The 15923-nt window shown below is 76.6% G+C and carries 10 protein-coding genes; 2 read left to right on the forward strand and 8 right to left on the reverse strand.

Annotated features, from left to right (window positions below; translation table 11 throughout):
- Window positions 1–29 precede the first annotated feature (29 nt).
- The gene (locus Ae717Ps2_RS22675) at window positions 30–695 is read left to right on the forward strand and encodes a GPR1/FUN34/YaaH family transporter (RefSeq protein WP_075310236.1); all 666 of its coding nucleotides are present in this window, start codon (window positions 30–32) and stop codon (window positions 693–695) included.
- Window positions 696–787: 92 nt separating this feature from the next.
- On the opposite strand, the gene Ae717Ps2_RS22680 is transcribed toward Ae717Ps2_RS22675, so the two are convergent.
- Entirely contained in the window at window positions 788–4129 is a 3342-nt protein-coding gene (locus Ae717Ps2_RS22680) for an error-prone DNA polymerase (RefSeq protein WP_075334351.1), read from the reverse strand.
- 563 nt (window positions 4130–4692) lie between these two features.
- Here Ae717Ps2_RS22680 and Ae717Ps2_RS22685 point away from each other — a divergent pair.
- Window positions 4693–6126: a M28 family metallopeptidase gene (locus Ae717Ps2_RS22685; RefSeq protein ID WP_198932225.1), complete on the forward strand. Its 1434-nt coding sequence runs from the start codon at window positions 4693–4695 to the stop codon at window positions 6124–6126.
- A gap of 88 nt (window positions 6127–6214) precedes the next feature.
- On the opposite strand, the gene Ae717Ps2_RS40500 is transcribed toward Ae717Ps2_RS22685, so the two are convergent.
- From Ae717Ps2_RS40500 to sucD, 7 genes are all read right to left on the reverse strand, one after another.
- A complete protein-coding gene (locus Ae717Ps2_RS40500; protein ID WP_083702472.1) occupies window positions 6215–8248 on the reverse strand; it encodes a hypothetical protein in 2034 nt (677 codons plus the stop codon).
- Window positions 8245–9336 (reverse strand): hypothetical protein, encoded by a 1092-nt coding sequence (locus Ae717Ps2_RS39295; RefSeq protein ID WP_075333880.1) that lies wholly within the window; start codon window positions 9334–9336, stop codon window positions 8245–8247. The genes Ae717Ps2_RS40500 and Ae717Ps2_RS39295 overlap by 4 nt, the downstream gene beginning before the upstream one ends.
- Before the next feature lie 284 nt (window positions 9337–9620).
- Window positions 9621–11180 carry a bifunctional phosphoribosylaminoimidazolecarboxamide formyltransferase/IMP cyclohydrolase gene (gene purH / locus Ae717Ps2_RS22700; protein WP_075310228.1) on the reverse strand — a complete coding sequence of 520 codons (1560 nt, stop codon included), beginning with the start codon at window positions 11178–11180 and terminating at the stop codon, window positions 9621–9623.
- Entirely contained in the window at window positions 11173–11799 is a 627-nt protein-coding gene (gene purN / locus Ae717Ps2_RS22705; RefSeq protein ID WP_075310226.1) for a phosphoribosylglycinamide formyltransferase, read from the reverse strand. Before purN ends, purH begins: the two co-directional genes overlap by 8 nt.
- Before the next feature lie 126 nt (window positions 11800–11925).
- The gene (locus Ae717Ps2_RS22710) at window positions 11926–13554 is read right to left on the reverse strand and encodes a DUF6350 family protein (protein ID WP_075310224.1); all 1629 of its coding nucleotides are present in this window, start codon (window positions 13552–13554) and stop codon (window positions 11926–11928) included.
- A 77-nt stretch (window positions 13555–13631) separates the two neighbouring features.
- Window positions 13632–14876 carry a DUF5336 domain-containing protein gene (locus Ae717Ps2_RS22715; protein WP_139318924.1) on the reverse strand — a complete coding sequence of 415 codons (1245 nt, stop codon included), beginning with the start codon at window positions 14874–14876 and terminating at the stop codon, window positions 13632–13634.
- 159 nt (window positions 14877–15035) lie between these two features.
- Window positions 15036–15920, reverse strand: coding sequence for a succinate--CoA ligase subunit alpha (sucD, locus tag Ae717Ps2_RS22720; RefSeq protein WP_020623374.1), 885 nt, complete (start codon window positions 15918–15920; stop codon window positions 15036–15038).
- Between the last annotated feature and the right edge of the window lie 3 nt (window positions 15921–15923).

The raw sequence follows: 15923 nt of genomic DNA on the forward strand, positions 1-15923 counted from the left end.
CCGGTCATGAACTCGACGAGGAGTTTTCCATGAGCGTGGAGAGCGACACCGCGGGAGCACAGGCTGCTGCCCCGCCCGCCCCGGCAGCAGCCGCCCCGGCAGGCAACCCGGCCCTGATGGGTCTCATCTGCTTCCTGCCGTCCGGCATCACGCTGGGCCTGTGGTTCGTGGGCTATCTGGACACCACCGCGCTGCCCGGCGGCATGATCCCGATCCTGACCTTCTCGGCGGGCCTGTTCCTGTTGCTGTCGGCCATGGCCGCGCTGCGCGTCGGGGACAGCGTCACCGCCGCGATCTTCGCCGTCTTCTCCGCGTTCTGGACCAGCTTCGGCGTGCTGCTCATGGCGCTGAACAACGGCTGGATCATCGACGCCGGGACCGGGCAGGCGCTGTCCACCGAGCAGGTGGGGTCGATCCAGTCGACCTACCTGCTCTCCTTCACCCTGGTGTTCGTCCTGCTGACTCTGGCGACGCTGCGGCTGCCGCTGATGTTCACGATCGGCTTCGTGCTCGTCGACATCACCTTCGTACTGGCCTACATCGGCGTGACCGCGGGCAACGCGAGCTTGTTCCCGATCGCCGGGATCGCGACGTTCGCGTTCTGCCTCGTGTTCGCCTACATCCTGTTCGACGCGTTCGGCCAGACCCTGGGCGGACGCGCGATGTCGATGGGCGGACCGCTCGTCAGGTCCTGACCCCGTCGCGGCCCACCCGCGGGCCCCGCCGGTTCCTCCGGCGGGGCCCGCGGTGTGCCGCCCGGTCCCGGTGTCGGCCGCGGGCAGGACGGTCAGCGGAAGTCCCGGGACGCCACCTTCACCGCCAGCGGCATCCGCTGCAGTCGGTCGGCCAGCAGGTTCAGCACGCCCTCCGGGCTGCGTTCGAGCCGGCCCCGGACCAGCAGCGCGGCACTCCCCAGCGCCACCGACCGGTAGCGCGCCCACAGTCCCTCCGAGCAGGTCACGTTCAGCATCCCGGACTCGTCCTCGATGTTCACGAACGTCACCCCGCCCGCCGTCGCCGGGCGCTGGCGGTGGGTGACCAGTCCCCCGACCAGCACCCGGGCCGGGGTGTCCGGGCCGGCGCGGCGGCCCACCTCGTCGAGCCGGTCGATCCGGACCGCACCGAGCGCGTCGAGGTCCGCGCGCAGGTGCTGCACCGGGTGGCTGTCCGGGGAGACGCCGGTGGCCCAGACGTCGGAGACGGTCAGCTCCGCCTCGGTCATCCCCGGCAGCGCCGGCGCGTCGAATCCGGCGGCGGTGCCCGGCAGGTGCTCGGGCCGCACGCCCGCGACGACGCCCGCCGCCCACAGCGCCTCCCGCCGCTCCACCCCGAAGCAGCCGAACGCGCCGGCCGTCGCCAGCGCCTCGGCCTGCGGGCCGGTCAGCCGGACCCGGCGGGCCAGGTCGGGCAGGTCCGCTAACGGCCCGCCCGCGTCGCGCTCGGCGTCGATGACCCCGGCGAGGTCCGCACCGACGGTGCGGACGCCCGCCAGACCCAGCCGGACCGCCTGGCCACCGGTGCTGTCGTCGTCGGGCTCGAGGACGGCGTCGGCCCGCCCGGCGTTCACGTCCGGCCGGTGCACCCGCACGCCGTGCCTGCGGGCGTCGGCCACCAGCGACTGCGGCGAGTAGAAGCCCATCGGCTGGGCGTTGAGCAGGCCCGCACAGAACGCCGCCGGGTGGTAGAGCTTGAACCACGCCGAGTAGTAGACGAGCGCGGCGAAGCTGATCGAGTGGCTCTCCGGGAACCCGAAGTTCGCGAAGGCCAGCATCTTGGTGAAGATCCGTTCGGCGAGCTCGCCGGTGATCCCGTTCGCGGCCATCCCGTCGTAGAACCGCTCCCGCAGCCGCTCCATCCGCTCGGTGGACCGCTTGGACCCCATCGCCCGGCGCAGCTCGTCGGCCTCGGCCGCGGTGAACCCCGCGACGTCGACGGCGATCTGCATCATCTGCTCCTGGAACAGCGGGATGCCCAGCGTCTTGTGCAACGCAGGCTTGAGCAGCGGATGGTCGTGCTCCCAGGTCTCGAGCTCGTTGCGCCGCCGGATGTAGGGGTGCACCGAGCCACCCTGGATCGGGCCGGGCCGGATCAGCGCGACCTCGACGACCAGGTCGTAGAACTTGCGTGGGCGCAGCCGCGGCAGGGTGGCCATCTGGGCGCGGGACTCCACCTGGAACACCCCGACCGAGTCGGCGCGCGACAGCATCGCGTAGACCTCCGGGTCGGACTCGCCGATCTCGTGCAGCTCGATCCGCTCGCCGGTGACGGTCTCGACCAGGTCCACCATCAGGTGCAGCGCGGTGAGCATGCCCAGCCCGAGCAGGTCGAACTTCACCAGCCCGGCCGCGGCGCAGTCCTCCTTGTCCCACTGCACGACGGTCCGGTCGGCCATCCGCGCCCACTCCACCGGCACGACCTCGGACACCGGCCGGTCGCAGATGACCATGCCGCCGGAGTGGATGCCCAGGTGGCGGGGCGCACCCAACAGCTGCCCCGCGAGGTCCAGCAGCAGCGGCGGCATCTCCTGCGGGAGCTCGCTCGCCTCCAGGGCGTGCCAGCGTTCGACGCGTCTGCTCCAGGCGTCCTGCTGGCCGGGTGAGAACCCGAGCGCGCGGGCGGTGTCCCGGATCGCCGACCGCGGCCGGTAGGTGATGACGTTCGCGACCTGTGCGGCGAACAGCCGGCCGTAGCGGCGGTAGACGTACTGGATCGCCTCCTCGCGGCGACCGGACTCGATGTCGAGGTCGATGTCGGGGTAGCCGTCGCGCTCCGGGGACAGGAACCGCTCGAACAGCAGCCCGTGCCGGACGGCGTCGACGTTGGTGATGCCCAGCGCGTAGCAGACCGCCGAGTTCGTGGCCGAGCCCCGGCCCTGGCAGAAGATGTCCGACCGGCGGCAGAAGTCGACGATGCCGTGGACGATCAGGAAGTAGCCGGGGAAGTTCTTCGCCTCGATGATCTCCAGCTCGCGCTGCACGGTGTACGCCGCGAACGGGTTCTCGTCATAGCTGCCATAACGCTCCATCCGGCCGCGTTCGGTCAGCACCCGCAGCCACGTCGTCTCGGTGTGCCCGGCCGGGACGTCGAACGGCGGCAGGTCCGGCGCCACCAGGTGCAGCTCGAACGCCAGCTCCCGGCCCAGCTCCGCCGCGCGTTCCACCGCGCCGGGGTGGCGCTCGTCGAACCGCAGGGCCATCTCCTGCCCGGACCGCAGGTGCGCGGTGCCCGCCGCGGGCAGCCAGGGGTCGATCTCGTCGAGGCTGCGCCGGGCCCGGACCGCGGCGACGGTCGCGGCCAGCGGGGCCCGGTCGGGGGTGGCGTAGTGCGCACCGGTCGTCGCCACCGTCGCGACCCCGGCCCGCTCGGCCAGCGCGGCCAGCACGTCGTTGCGCTCGGTGTCGCCGGGCTCGCCGTACACGGTCAGCTCGACCCGCACGTTCTCCGCACCGAAGCACGCGACCAGCCGGTCCAGCTCCGCCGCGGCGGCCGCCGGGCCCGAGCGGTCCAGGGCCCGGCGCACCGCGCCCTTGCGACAGCCGGTGAGTACGACGACCTTCCCCGCGGTGTCGGCGACGACCTCGTCCGGGTCGTAGACCGGCCGGCCCTTCTCCCCGCCCCGCATCTGCGCGGTGGAGATGGTGCGGCACAGCGCGCGGTACCCGTCGGGGCCGCGGGCCAGCAGCAGCAGGTGCTCGCCCTCGGGGTCGGCGACGCCGTTCTGCGGCGCGGTCAGCCCGGTGCTCAGCTCGGCTCCGAACACCGTGCGCACCCCGAGCGCGCGGGCCGCCTCGGCGAACCGCACGACCCCGTACATGCCGTCGTGGTCGGTGAGTGCGACCGCCTCCAGCCCCAGTTCGGCGGCGCGTTCGACCAGCTCCTCCGGAGCGCTCGCGCCGTCGAGGAAGCTGAAGTGCGAATGACAGTGCAGCTCCGCGTACGGCACGACGCCGGGCCCTGCCGGGCGCAGGCCCTCGGGCGGCTCGTAGGGGTCGCGGTGGACGGACCAGGCGGGGGCGTCCCCGCCGTCGGCCTCCGGGCCGCCGCGCAGGCTCGCGCCGTCGCGCACGGGCCGGCCCGACAGCGCGCTCTCCAGCTCCGCCCAGGGGACGTCCGGGTTCTGCCAGCCCATCCGTGCACGGTACTCGAACATGAGTTCGAACGTCGAGTGCCGGGTTCCGCGGACGGGCGTCGCCGTGCGGGCCGGCCGGCTGCTCCCCAGCGCCGGTCGGCCCCGCACGGCGGATCCGGGCTCCGGCGCGGCACACCGGCCGCTCCCCAGCGCCGGCCCGCGGGCCACCCGGACGTACCCATCCGGTGCCGGCAGGTGGTTCGTGGACCGCCCCGCCGACATCTCCGAGTCCACCAGCCGAACCTGTGGAACGACTGAGACCCCGGTGTGGATCGACCGAGGATCACCGCGGCCCGGGTCGCGCCGGGCCGTACCGTCGTGTTCGTGACGCCATGTCGTGATCGTCGGTTCACCGCACGACCACGCCCGATGACGGATGCTGGTCCGACGCCGCGGCACCCGACCGGTGCCGCGCACGCACCGAGCAGCGCCGGACACCCGGCGCGGACGAGGCCCGGCACCGGGCCGGACGACAGGGGTGGCTCCATGGGACGGGCGAGCACGACGGGGGCCGGTACCGGCCGCGGCTGGGGAACCGGCTGGTCAGGGTCGCAGCGGCCGGGGTGGCCGTCGTCGCGCTCGCGGCCTGCGCGGACGTCCCCGCGGCACCGGGCTCCGCGACGATCGGCGCTGCCGGCGGCGGGGGCCAGGCCGCCGCACAGGGCGATCCCGGCCTCCCGCAGCGGCTCGCGGCCGCGGTCGGCGGCGACGGCGCCTACGCCCACCTGCAGCAGTTCGAGAAGCTCGCCGACGCGAACGCCGGCAACCGCGCCGTGGGCACCCCCGGGTACGACGCGGCCGTCGACCACGTCGTCGGGACGCTGCGCGCGAGCGGGTTCACGGTGTCGACACCGTCGTTCGAGGTGCGGACCTTCTCCGCGGGCGACGCGCGGCTGACCGTGGCCGGCGCCCCCGTGACGACCGAGGTGCTCGGTTTCTCCCCCGCCACCCCGCCCGGCGGGCTGACCGCGCCGCTGTCGCTGCGCCCGCGCACCCCGCAGGACCCGACACCGGGCTGCGAGGCGGCCGACTACACCGGCATGCCGGCCGGGGCCATCGCCGTCGTCGAGCGTGGGACCTGCGAGTTCGGGCAGAAGTCCCGGCTCGCGGGCGCAGCGGGTGCGGTGGCGGTGATCGTCATCAACACCGAGGACGCGGCCCTGCCCGCCACCCTCGGCGACACCCCGGGGGTCGTCCCGACGGCGTCCGTGACGAAGTCCGCCGGGGCCGCCCTGCGCGACGGCCAGCAGGCCTCGCTCGTGCTCGACACCACGATCCGGCAGCAGACCTCGCGGAACGTGATCGCCGAGACCACCACCGGTGACCCGGCCAGCGTCGTGGTCGCCGGGGCCCACCTCGACAGCGTCCCCGAGGGCGCCGGGATCAACGACAACGGCAGCGGCAGCGCCGCCCTGCTCGAGATCGCGCAGAAGCTCGGCGGTTCCCCGCCGGTCGGTCAGAAGGTGCGCTTCGCGTGGTGGGGCGCCGAGGAGATCGGCCTGGTCGGCGCCACGAAGTACGTCGAGGGCCTGTCCGAGGCCGACCGCGCGCGGATCGCGCTGTACCTCAACTTCGACATGGTCGGCTCGCCGAACCCCGGCTACCTCGTCTACGACGGCGACAACTCCGACGGCCTCGGCGGCGAGGCCGGCCCGCCCGGTTCCGACACTGCGGAGCGCGTCCTGACCGAGGCGCTGGTCGGGGCGGGCGTGAACGGCCCCGAGGGCACCGCGTTCGACGGGCGCTCGGACTACGGCCCGTTCATCGATGCCGGCATCCCGGCCGGTGGCCTGTTCACCGGCGCCGAGGAGCGGAAGACCCCGGAGCAGGCGCAGAAGTGGGGCGGCACGGCGGGGCAGTCCTACGACCCCTGCTACCACACACCCTGCGACCGGCTGACCAACATCGACCGGACCGCGTTGGACCGGAACGTGACGGCGATGGCCTCGGCGATCGGCCGGTTCGCGGTCGACCTCACCGGGGTCCCACAGCGCTGACCCGGCCGCGCCGGGCCCCGCTCCGGCCGCGTGGGCAGCGCTGTCGGCACGACGGTGCCGCCTGCGGTGCCCGCCGTCGGCCGGTGGCTCAGTCGTAGACACCGGTCACCTCCCAGCGGCCGCCGCGGCGCACGAGCAGCAGGGCCGCGCCGTCGGCGAGCACGACCTGCAGCCGGACCGCGGGCCCGGGGCCGTCGGGGTCCCACCAGCGGGTGTGCACCGGCCAGGGCCCGGCCCAGCCGGTGACCTCCCGGTCCGGGTCACCGCCCGCGACCCGGTGCGGGACGCCGTCGAGCAGGTCCGGCGCGGCCAGGTGCACCTCGGTGCCGTCCGCGGCGAGCAACCGGACCGGGACCGGGTCCGGGGGCACCGTCGACGGCGACGGTGCCGGGAGCCGGCCGGGCCAGGTCGCCGGGGGGTCGGCAGGGGGACGACGGCCGGGGGCGCGGCGGTGGTGCTCGGTCCCGGCCCGCCCACCGCCCGGACCGGCGACTGGGCCTGCCGACCCGGCCGGGGCGGTGGTGCGCTCCCCGGCTCCGCGACCAGCGGGCGCCGTCACCGCCGGGCCCGCCGCTGACCGTGGCCGGACACTGCTCGACCCGACCGCCGTCCTGGGCAGCACCGTCCCGGGTGCGGCGGCGCCCGGGCGGGCGGCCACCGTCATCCGCCCCGGGACGAGGGCCGCCCCCGCGGGGTCCTCCTGCCCGGCGCCCCCGACGGGTCCCCCTCCACCGTCCGCCGCGGGGACCGCGGGCCCCGGGCGGGCGGGCTCCGCGGTGTCCTCGACGACCCGTTCGTCGCCCCACCGCACCAGCCGCACCCGCTCGCCCGGGTCGCGGCCACCCGTCGGGACCGCGGTGAACACCGCCTCCGGCCCGAGCAGCGCCTGCACCCGGACCAGGGCCCGCCCGGCCCGCTCGTCGCCCTCGCCGACGTCGCCCCACAACCCGCGCTGCAGCGCCCCGGCGACCACGGTGTCCTCCGGCGTGAGCCGCAGCGCGACCAGCGTCCCGGAGCCGCCGCGCCCGAGCCACGAGTCGAGCTGCCAGCGCACCCGGTCGACCGTCCCGGACGGGGTCAACGGCTCGGCGCACCGCCAGACCCGCAGCAGCTCCTCCCCGCTCTCGGTGCGTGCGTGCACCCCCAGCCGGGTGCAGGCCAGGCCGTGACCGGCGAGCGCGGTGTGCAGCCGGGTCGCGAGCGCCCGCGCGGCGAAGGCGGCCGCGTCGACCCGGTCCACCGGTGGATCCAGCTCGACCGCCGCGGCCAGCTCCTCCGGCGGGACCCGGCGCGCGGGCGGGCGGGGGTCTCGCCCGCGGGCGAGCCGGTGCGCGGCCACCGCGTCGGCGCCGAAGCGCGAGGCCACGTCGGCCTCCGACAGCGACGCGAACGCCCCCAGCGAGCGCAGCCCCAACCGGCGCAGCAGGTCCACCAGCGCAGCCCGGTCGACGTCGGGGTCCCGGTCCAGCTCGGCGACCTCCAGCGGCGCGAGGAACTCCGCCGACCGCCCCGGCGGCACCCCACGCCCCCGGCGGGCGGCGAGCTCGGCGGCGAACATCCCGTCCGCGACGCCGATCTGGCACTCGGTCCCGGCGTGCAGCGCGACCTGGTCGATCAGCCGCTCCACCGCGGCGCGCTCCCCGCCGAACCAGCCGACCGGACCGCGCGCGGACAGCACCAGCAGCCCCGGCCGCACCACCTCGACGCCGGGGGCGAGCGCCTCCACCGCGGCGACGACCGGCTCGAACAGCCGGGCGTCGCGCCCCGGGTCGGGGGCGAGCACCACGAGCTCCGGGCACCGGGCCTGCGCCTCCCGACGCCGCAGCCCCCGGCGGACGCCGTGCCGGCGGGCCGTCGCCGAGCAGGCCAGGACCCGGTTGGCGTGCAGGACCGCGGCCGGCCGGTCCGCCGGGACGTGCGCGGCGCGGGCGGCCGCGGTGACCGGCCAGTCCGGGGACCAGACCGCCAGCACCCGCGGGTCGGGCTCCGCCCGCCCACCGTCGCCCGGGCCGGCTCCGCCGCGCACGCTCGCGCTGCCGCCCGCGCTCCCGACGGGGCCCGCGTCCGCCCTGCCGACCGCACCCGTCACGCCGCCCGCCTCCGTCGTACCGGACGTGCTCATCCCGCCGCCCGGGCCACGGGGCGCGCAACCGGGGCCTCGCCCACCGCCGGCCCGTGGACCGCGGGGACCGACGGCACCGAGGCGATCGCGGGCACCGACGGCGCCACCGGGACCGAGGGCGTCACCGGGGCCGGGGCGACCGTCCCGCCGGGCCCGGGGAGGAGCACCTCCACCCCCCGGCCGGCCGGGCCGATCCCGCGCCCCTCCGCCCGGACCTCGACCCGCCGGGACCGCAGCCGCCCCGTCCCGCGACCGACGCCCTCCCAGCGCGGACGGGTGCAGTGCAGCCGCAGGTCGGCCCCCGGCCACCCGCCGAGCGCCAGCAGCACCGCGCCCCGCTGCCGGGTCCGCGCGGCGAGCCGCTGCCGGTCACCGGCCCGCAGCCCGGCCCGCTCCGGCCCGGCCACGACCACGAGGTCCAGCCCGTCCAGCAGCGCCGCGGTCACCCCGACCAGGTCCGCACCGGGGTCGGGGACCAGCGCCAGCCGGTCCAGCCGCACGCCCGCCTCCGCCGCGGCCGTCGCGCCGAGTCCGGGGCGGCCGACCACACCCGCCCACGCGCCCTCCGCGGGCGCGGCGGCCAGCAGCGCGAACAGCAGCGACCCCGCACCGGATCCCACGCCCACCGCCACGGTGGATCCCCGCCGCAGGCCCCCACCGGGCAGCAGACCGGCCAGCGGCCCCGGCACCGGCAGCAGGTCCGCCTCGCTCACCGGACGCGGCTCGACCGTCCCGACCCTGCGGGCCGGGGCCTCCGGCTCCGGGCAGGGCCCCGCGGGCCCCGACCGGGACCGCTCCAGGCCCGCCCGGGTCTCCGTCCGGTGCAGGACGTGCCGGGCCCGGGCGAGCCGCTCGGCGGCGGAGCCTGCCGAGGACCCCGGCCCCCCGGCCGGGCCCCGCGCCCCGGGCAGCGGCTCCCGCCCGCCCCCGGGGACACGGGACCCGGCTCCGACCACCGGCCCGGACCCCTCCGGACCGGTGTCGGCCCCGACGTCGGCGCCGGCTCCCCCACCGGCACCGCCGATCACCCGGCCGACCGCCGCCGCTCCCCCGACGACGACCGGCCCCTCGCCCGCACCGACGCGCACCGCAGTACCTCCCCGCCACACACCGCGCCACGGCCGAACGGCCGCGACCTCGCCCGGCGCGCCGCGGGGAAGGCGACGCGTGCTTGAACTGATGTTCGAAGCATAGGGCCCGTGCCGCCGCTCCGCATCCCCCGGGTGGGGGTGGCGACGACGACGGGAGGACCGTCGCACGCACCCCTGACATTCTCGGCCGGAAGACCCTCCGAGCTGCTCCGAACGCCGACGGCCCGGGACCGCGCGAGGCGGTCCCGGGCCGTCGGGTGGATCGGTGGGTCAGCAGCGGGTCAGTGGGCGAAGTGCCGTGTCCCGGTCAGGTACATCGGCACGCCCGCCTTGGCGCAGGCCGCGACGACCTCCTCGTCCCGGACCGAGCCGCCGGGCTGCACGACGGCGGCGACACCGGCGTCGAGCAGCACCTCCAGCCCGTCGGGGAAGGGGAAGAACGCGTCGGAGGCGGCGACCGCGCCGCGGGCCCGGTCCCCGGCCCGGGTCACGGCGAGCTTCGCCGCGTCGACCCGGTTGACCTGGCCCATGCCGACGCCGACCGCGGCGCCGTCGTGGGCGAGCAGGATCGCGTTGGACTTCACCGCGCGGCAGGCGCGCCAGGCGAACGCCAGGTCGTCGAGCACCTCGGGGGCCACGGCGTCGCCGGTGACGAGCTTCCAGGCGGCCGGGTCGTCGCCGTCGGCGTCGACGAGGTCGCGCTGCTGCACCAGCAGCCCGCCGGAGATCGGGCGCAGCTCGGTGCCGGTGCGGGCGGCGCCGTCGGGGATGCGGAGCACGCGGACGTTCTTCTTGCGCGCCAGCACCTCCAGCGCGCCGTCGGCGTAGCCGGGGGCCACGACGACCTCGGTGAAGATCTCGGCGACCTGCTCGGCCATCGCGACCGAGACCTCGCCGTTGACCGCGATGACCCCGCCGAACGCCGACACCGGGTCGGTGGCGTGCGCCTTGCGGTGGGCCTGCGCGACGTCGGCGCCGACCGCGATCCCGCACGGGTTGGCGTGCTTGATCACCGCGACCGTCGGGCGGTCCCCGTGGTCGTGCGCGGCGCGCCAGGCGGCGTCGGCGTCGACGTAGTTGTTGTAGGACATCTCCTTGCCGTGCAGCTGCTCGGCACCGGCGAGGCCGGAGCCGGTGCCGTCGGTGTAGAGCGCGGCGGACTGGTGCGGGTTCTCGCCGTAGCGCAGCGGGCGCTCGCGGGTCCAGGTGGCGCCGACCCACTCGGCGGAGGCCTCGTCGTCGCCGGTGGGGAACTGCTCGCCCATCCAGGTCGCGACCGAGACGTCGTAGGCGGCGGTGTGCCGGAAGGCGTCGGCGGCGAGCCTGCGGCGGTCCTCCACGACGAAACCGCCCGCGCCGACCTGCTCGAGCACCCAGGCGTAGCGCGACGGGTCGACGACGACCGCGACGCTCTCGTGGTTCTTCGCCGAGGCCCGCACCATCGCCGGGCCGCCGATGTCGATCTGCTCGACGGCCTCGTCACGGCTCGCGCCGGACGCGACGGTCTCGCGGAACGGGTAGAGGTTCGACACCAGCAGGTCGAACGGCGCGATGTTCAGCTGCTCGAGCTGGGCGAGGTGCTCGGGCTTGCGGGTGTCGGCGAGCAGCCCGGCGTGCACCCGCGGGTGCAGGGTCTTGACCCGGCCGTCGAGGCACTCGGGGAACCCGGTGACCTCCTCGACGGGGGTGACCGGGACGCCGGCGTCGGCGATCCGCTGGGCGGTGGAGCCGGTCGAGACGATCTCCACCCCGGCGGCGTGCAGCCCGGTGGCCAGGTCGAGGAGACCGGCCTTGTCGTAGACGCTGATCAGGGCCCGGCGTACCGGCCTGCGCTCACTCACTGTTCACCTCGTGGGGTTGGGCGGCGGTGGCGAACCGTCGCACGGTCGCGACCAGCAGCCGTCGTTCCTCGGTCTTGATGCGCTCGTGCAGGGAGGTCTCGTCGTCGCCCGGGAGCACGGGGACCTCCGCCTGTGCGAGCACCGGTCCGGTGTCGAGCCCGGCGTCGACCTCGTGCACGGTCGCGCCGGTGACGGGCACCCCGGCGGCCAGCGCGTCCCGGACGGCGTGCGCGCCGGGGAACGCCGGCAGCAGGGCCGGGTGCGTGTTCAGCATCGGGCATCCGAGCGCGTCCAGGAAGGCCGGGGAGACGAGCTTCATGAACCCCGCCCCGACGACGAGGCCCGGCCGGTGCGCGAGGACGGCCGCGGCGAGCGCGGTGTTCCAGGCGTCGCGGCCGGCGTGGTCGGCGACCCGTTCGACGAAGGTGGGGACGCCGGCGGCACGGGCCCGGTCGAGCCCGGCGGCACCCGGGCGGTCGGCCCCGACGGCGACGACGGCGAACCCGGCGTCCGCAGTGTCCGCAGTGTCCGCGGCGTCGAGCAGTGCCTGCAGCAGGGTCCCGCTCCCGGAGACGAGGACGACGACCCGCAGCGCCTCGTGCCGCTCCTGCGCGCCCACCGTGTCCCTTCCTCGCCGGTCCGGGCCGCTCCACGGCCCCTGGCCAGGGTAGACGCGCCCTCCGACGGCGACGGCGCCCGGTGCGGTGGCCCGGGTCACCCGGCCCTGGTCGTGGGCCGCGACGGGTCAGTCGGCCCTGTCGGCCCTGCGGTCCCGGTCGGCCCTGTCCGCCACGTGGTCGCCGCGGTCGCGGTCCCGTTCGGTGGGGCCCTCGTCCGCGGCGCCGCGGCGGGAGGCCGTGCGCCCGGCTCCGTCGGGCTCCTCGTCGGAGACGGCGTGGCGGTGGGGATGGACGTCGCCGTGCTCTCCGTCGTCGTCCCACGCGGCGTCGACCCGGCGGACGGGTGCCCCGGCGGTGCGACGGCGCTCGACCAGCTCCGCCACCGTCGGGGTGCGACGGCGGTCCCGGGCGGCCCGGGCCCGGTCGACCGCGGTCCGCGGCCGGTCGGTGCCGCCCATCGGGACGTGCCGGGCGAGCTCGGTCCCCGCGCAGGTCAGCACGGCCGGGATCCCGACCAGCAGCAACGCGCAGCCGAGGACCGCCCACGGGTGGAACGACACCGGGTCGTAGGGCCCGCCCGCGAGCGCACCGCCCGCGAGCGCCGCCGGGACCGCCGCCCCGACCGCGACGACCACCGCCGCCGTCGCCGGGGCCGCGACCCGCTCCACGACCGGCGCGTCCTCCCCCAGCGCCCGGCGGCAGGCGATCCCGCCGAGCACCCCCGCGACGACGGGCAGCAGCACGACCAGCACCGCGGCCGTCGGGACGGTGGTGACGGGCAGGACCGCCACGGGCGGGAACGGCGGCAGCGGCCCCGGCTCGGCGCCGAACGGGCCCGATCGGGCGATGCCGACCGACACCCCCGCGCCCAGCGCCCAGGACAGCGCCCCGACCAGGGCGTTCGGCAGGTACCCCACGCTCAGCACCAGCACCCCGAAGCCCGCCCAGGCCCCGGGGGCGATGCGCTCGGCGGTGTCGGCGACGTCCGAGGCGCTCGCGAGCAGCGCCACGGTCAGGACGAGGGCGGCGACCAGCAGCAGCCCGGCGGCCGCGACCCGGGCCCCGGCGAGTGCCGCGCCGGGCCACCCGGCCAGCACCCGCTGCCACGCGGCCGGGGCCCCGCACGCGTGGACGACGCCGATCCCGGCGGCCGTCCCGGCCACCAGCCCGGCCCCGATCATCGAGGCCCAGGGCGCGGTCACGGCCATGTCCCGCGGCAGCAGCGCCCCGGCGAGCACGGCGACCGCGGCGGCGGCCCCGGCCTGGGAGGCGACGACGGCACCGGCGTCGTGCCGGACCCGCCCGCCCAGCCGGAGCACCGCCCAGCGCGAGCAGAAGGCGACCAGCGCGACGACCACCAGCGTCGGCAGCAGCGGCAGCACCCCGAACGGACGCCCGTCCACGGCGACCGGGATGAGGTGCGCGGCCAGCCACAACGGGACGGCGGTGGCGAGTGCCCCGTCCGCGGTGACCTCGACGCCGCCGGTGCCGGTCAGCAGCGCCGCCACCGGGACGAGCATCGTGTACCCGGCGAGGACGGCACCCATCGTGGCCACGAGGAGGATCCGCAGCCGGTCCAGCCCGGTGCCGGTCCCGGTGCCGCGCGTCGGGGTCCGGACGGGGCGGCGGTGCCCCCGCTCCCGCTCCGCGACGGCGGTCGCGCGCCCACCGCGGGACCGCTCGGGTGCGGGCCCGGTGGACCGGGCCCGGGAGGCCGGGCGACCGCGGGCGGGACGGGGCGGGGTGGTGCTCACCCGGTCAGCGTCGCAGCGAACCCCGTCCGGGAGGGGCAGGCACGCCGTGACGTGCCGGGGCCCACGGTCCCGGCAGGTCAGGCGGAGCCGTCACCGCCGGGCCGGAAGGTGCGGGTGGCCTCGGCATCGCCGGTGGCCGGAGGCCCGGGATCCTCGGCCTGCTCACCGGCGGCCGGGGTGGAGCCGGGAATCGCGGAGGGGCGGGTGACGCCCGTGTCCTCGCCCGCCTGGTCCGCGCCCGCCGTGTGGGGGGTGGTCGCGGGCGGGGCCTGCTCGGATCCCGGTGTGCCGGTCACCGCGGCGGCGCGATCGCCGTAGGACACCCCGGAGAAGGCGCCACCCCCGCCGGACGGCGTGTGCGGTGCCGCGTCGGCCTGCGGGCCGCGTCCGCCGCCGACCGCGTGCCGGCCCGCGTCGTCGCCGGTCCGGTCCTGCACCCCGGGCGCCTCGGGCGCGCCGTGGGCCCCGGGCTGGCCCGGGTACTGCCCGACGGCGGGCTGCGACGCCGCGGGCACCGCGCCGGAGGCGCCGTAGGGGGCGGCGCCGTACTGACCCGGTCCGTACTGACCGGCGCCGTACTGACCGGCGCCGTACTGGCCGGCCCCCGGCTGCGCGGCGCCGTGCTGGCCCGCGCCGTGCTGGCCCCCACCGTGCTGTCCTGTGCCGGGCTGCACCCCACCGGGCTGCCCCGGGGCGTACGGAGCGGCGCCGGACGGGGCCCCGTAGGGACTCGCGCCGTACTGGCCCGCGGCGTAGGGGTCCGCCGCGTAGGGCGCAGCACCGGAGGCCGCGCCGTACGGCGCCGCGGCTCCCGGCTGGCCCACGCCGTAGGGCTGCTGCGGCATCCAGGGCGCCTGCTGGCCCGGCGGGACCTGGCCGGGGCCCCAGCCGGGCTGCCCGACGTGAGACGGGCGCTGTGCCCGCGGGGCGGGAGCGGCGACCACGCCGGACAGGAGGAGCTGGGCGTAGAGCAGTGCGGCGCCCGCGAGCAGGGCGACCACGAACACGACCCAGCCCAGCGTGCCGCCGATCGCCGCGGTGCCGGCACCGGCCAGGACCAGCAGCATCGTCAGCGCACCCGTCGTCGACAGGACCACACCCGCGACCAGGGTGCGGCCGGTGCCGGGCAGCAGGGTGAGCGCACCCGCGACACCACCGGCGACGACCATCGCGACCGGGAACAGCCCGGTGGTGACGTCGAAGAAGGTCAGGACCAGCGCCAGCAGGGCCAGCACGGCCCCCGCCAGCACGGCGATCCGCACCGTCGGAGCAGGCGGGGCCTGCTCGGGAGCCGGGGCGGCCCCTGGCTCGTTGCTCGACATGACGACCACTCCCGTGTGACGGACGGACTCGCTGCACCGCACGCTAGCCGATGCCCCCGACACGACCGGGTGAGGCGCACGGGGTGCACACAGCACGACGCGCGGGCGCCGGGAGGAGTTCCCGGGGCCCGCGCGTCGGACGTGCGGAGAGCGCTCCGATCAGGCGGAGAGGATCTCCTTCATCAGGGCGGCGGTCTCGGACGGCGTCTTGCCGACCTTCACGCCGGCGGCCTCGAGGGCCTCCTTCTTCGCCTGCGCGGTGCCGGCCGAGCCGGACACGATCGCGCCGGCGTGGCCCATCGTCTTGCCCTCGGGAGCGGTGAAGCCCGCGACGTAGCCGACGACCGGCTTGGTGACGTTGGCCTTGATGAAGTCCGCGGCGCGCTCCTCGGCGTCGCCACCGATCTCACCGATCATCACGATGGCCTCGGTCTCGGGGTCCGCCTCGAACGCCTCGAGGGCGTCGATGTGGGTGGTGCCGATGACCGGGTCGCCGCCGATGCCGATGGCGGTGGAGAAGCCGAACTCACGCAGCTCGTACATCATCTGGTAGGTCAGCGTGCCGGACTTCGACACCAGGCCGATCTTGCCGGGGCCGGCGATGTTCGCCGGGATGATGCCCGCGTTGGACTTGCCGGGCGAGATGATGCCGGGGCAGTTCGGGCCGATGATCCGGGTCTTGTTGCCCGTGGCGACCGCGTGCGCCCAGAAATACGCCGAGTCGTGCACCGGGATGCCCTCGGTGATGACGACCGCGAGCGGGATCTCGGCGTCGATGGCCTCGATGACCGCGTCCTTGGCGAACTTCGGCGGGACGAAGATGACCGACACGTCGGCGCCGGTCTCCTTGATCGCCTCCTCGACCGTGCCGTACACGGTGACGTCCTTGCCGCCGACCGTGTGCGTGGTGCCGGCCTTGCGGGCGTTCACACCGCCGACGATGTTCGTCCCGGCCGCCAGCATCTTGGTGGCGTGCTTGGTGCCCTCGCCACCGGTGATGCCCTGGACGATGACCTTGCTGTTCTCGTTGAGGAAGATCGACATGTC

This window comes from Pseudonocardia sp. Ae717_Ps2 (assembly GCF_001932475.1).
GTDB lineage: Bacteria > Actinomycetota > Actinomycetes > Mycobacteriales > Pseudonocardiaceae > Pseudonocardia.

Bases quoted from the DNA above. Each gene is read 5' to 3' on its own strand.
- Ae717Ps2_RS22675 (WP_075310236.1), top strand. From the start codon at position 30: ATGAGCGTGGAGAGCGACACCGCGGGAGCACAGGCTGCTGCCCCGCCC.
- Ae717Ps2_RS22680 (WP_075334351.1), bottom strand. From the start codon at position 4,129: ATGGGCTGGCAGAACCCGGACGTCCCCTGGGCGGAGCTGGAGAGCGCG.
- Ae717Ps2_RS40500 (WP_083702472.1), bottom strand. From the start codon at position 8,248: ATGAGCACGTCCGGTACGACGGAGGCGGGCGGCGTGACGGGTGCGGTC.
- Ae717Ps2_RS22715 (WP_139318924.1), bottom strand. From the start codon at position 14,876: ATGTCGAGCAACGAGCCAGGGGCCGCCCCGGCTCCCGAGCAGGCCCCG.
- sucD (WP_020623374.1), bottom strand. From the start codon at position 15,920: ATGTCGATCTTCCTCAACGAGAACAGCAAGGTCATCGTCCAGGGCATC.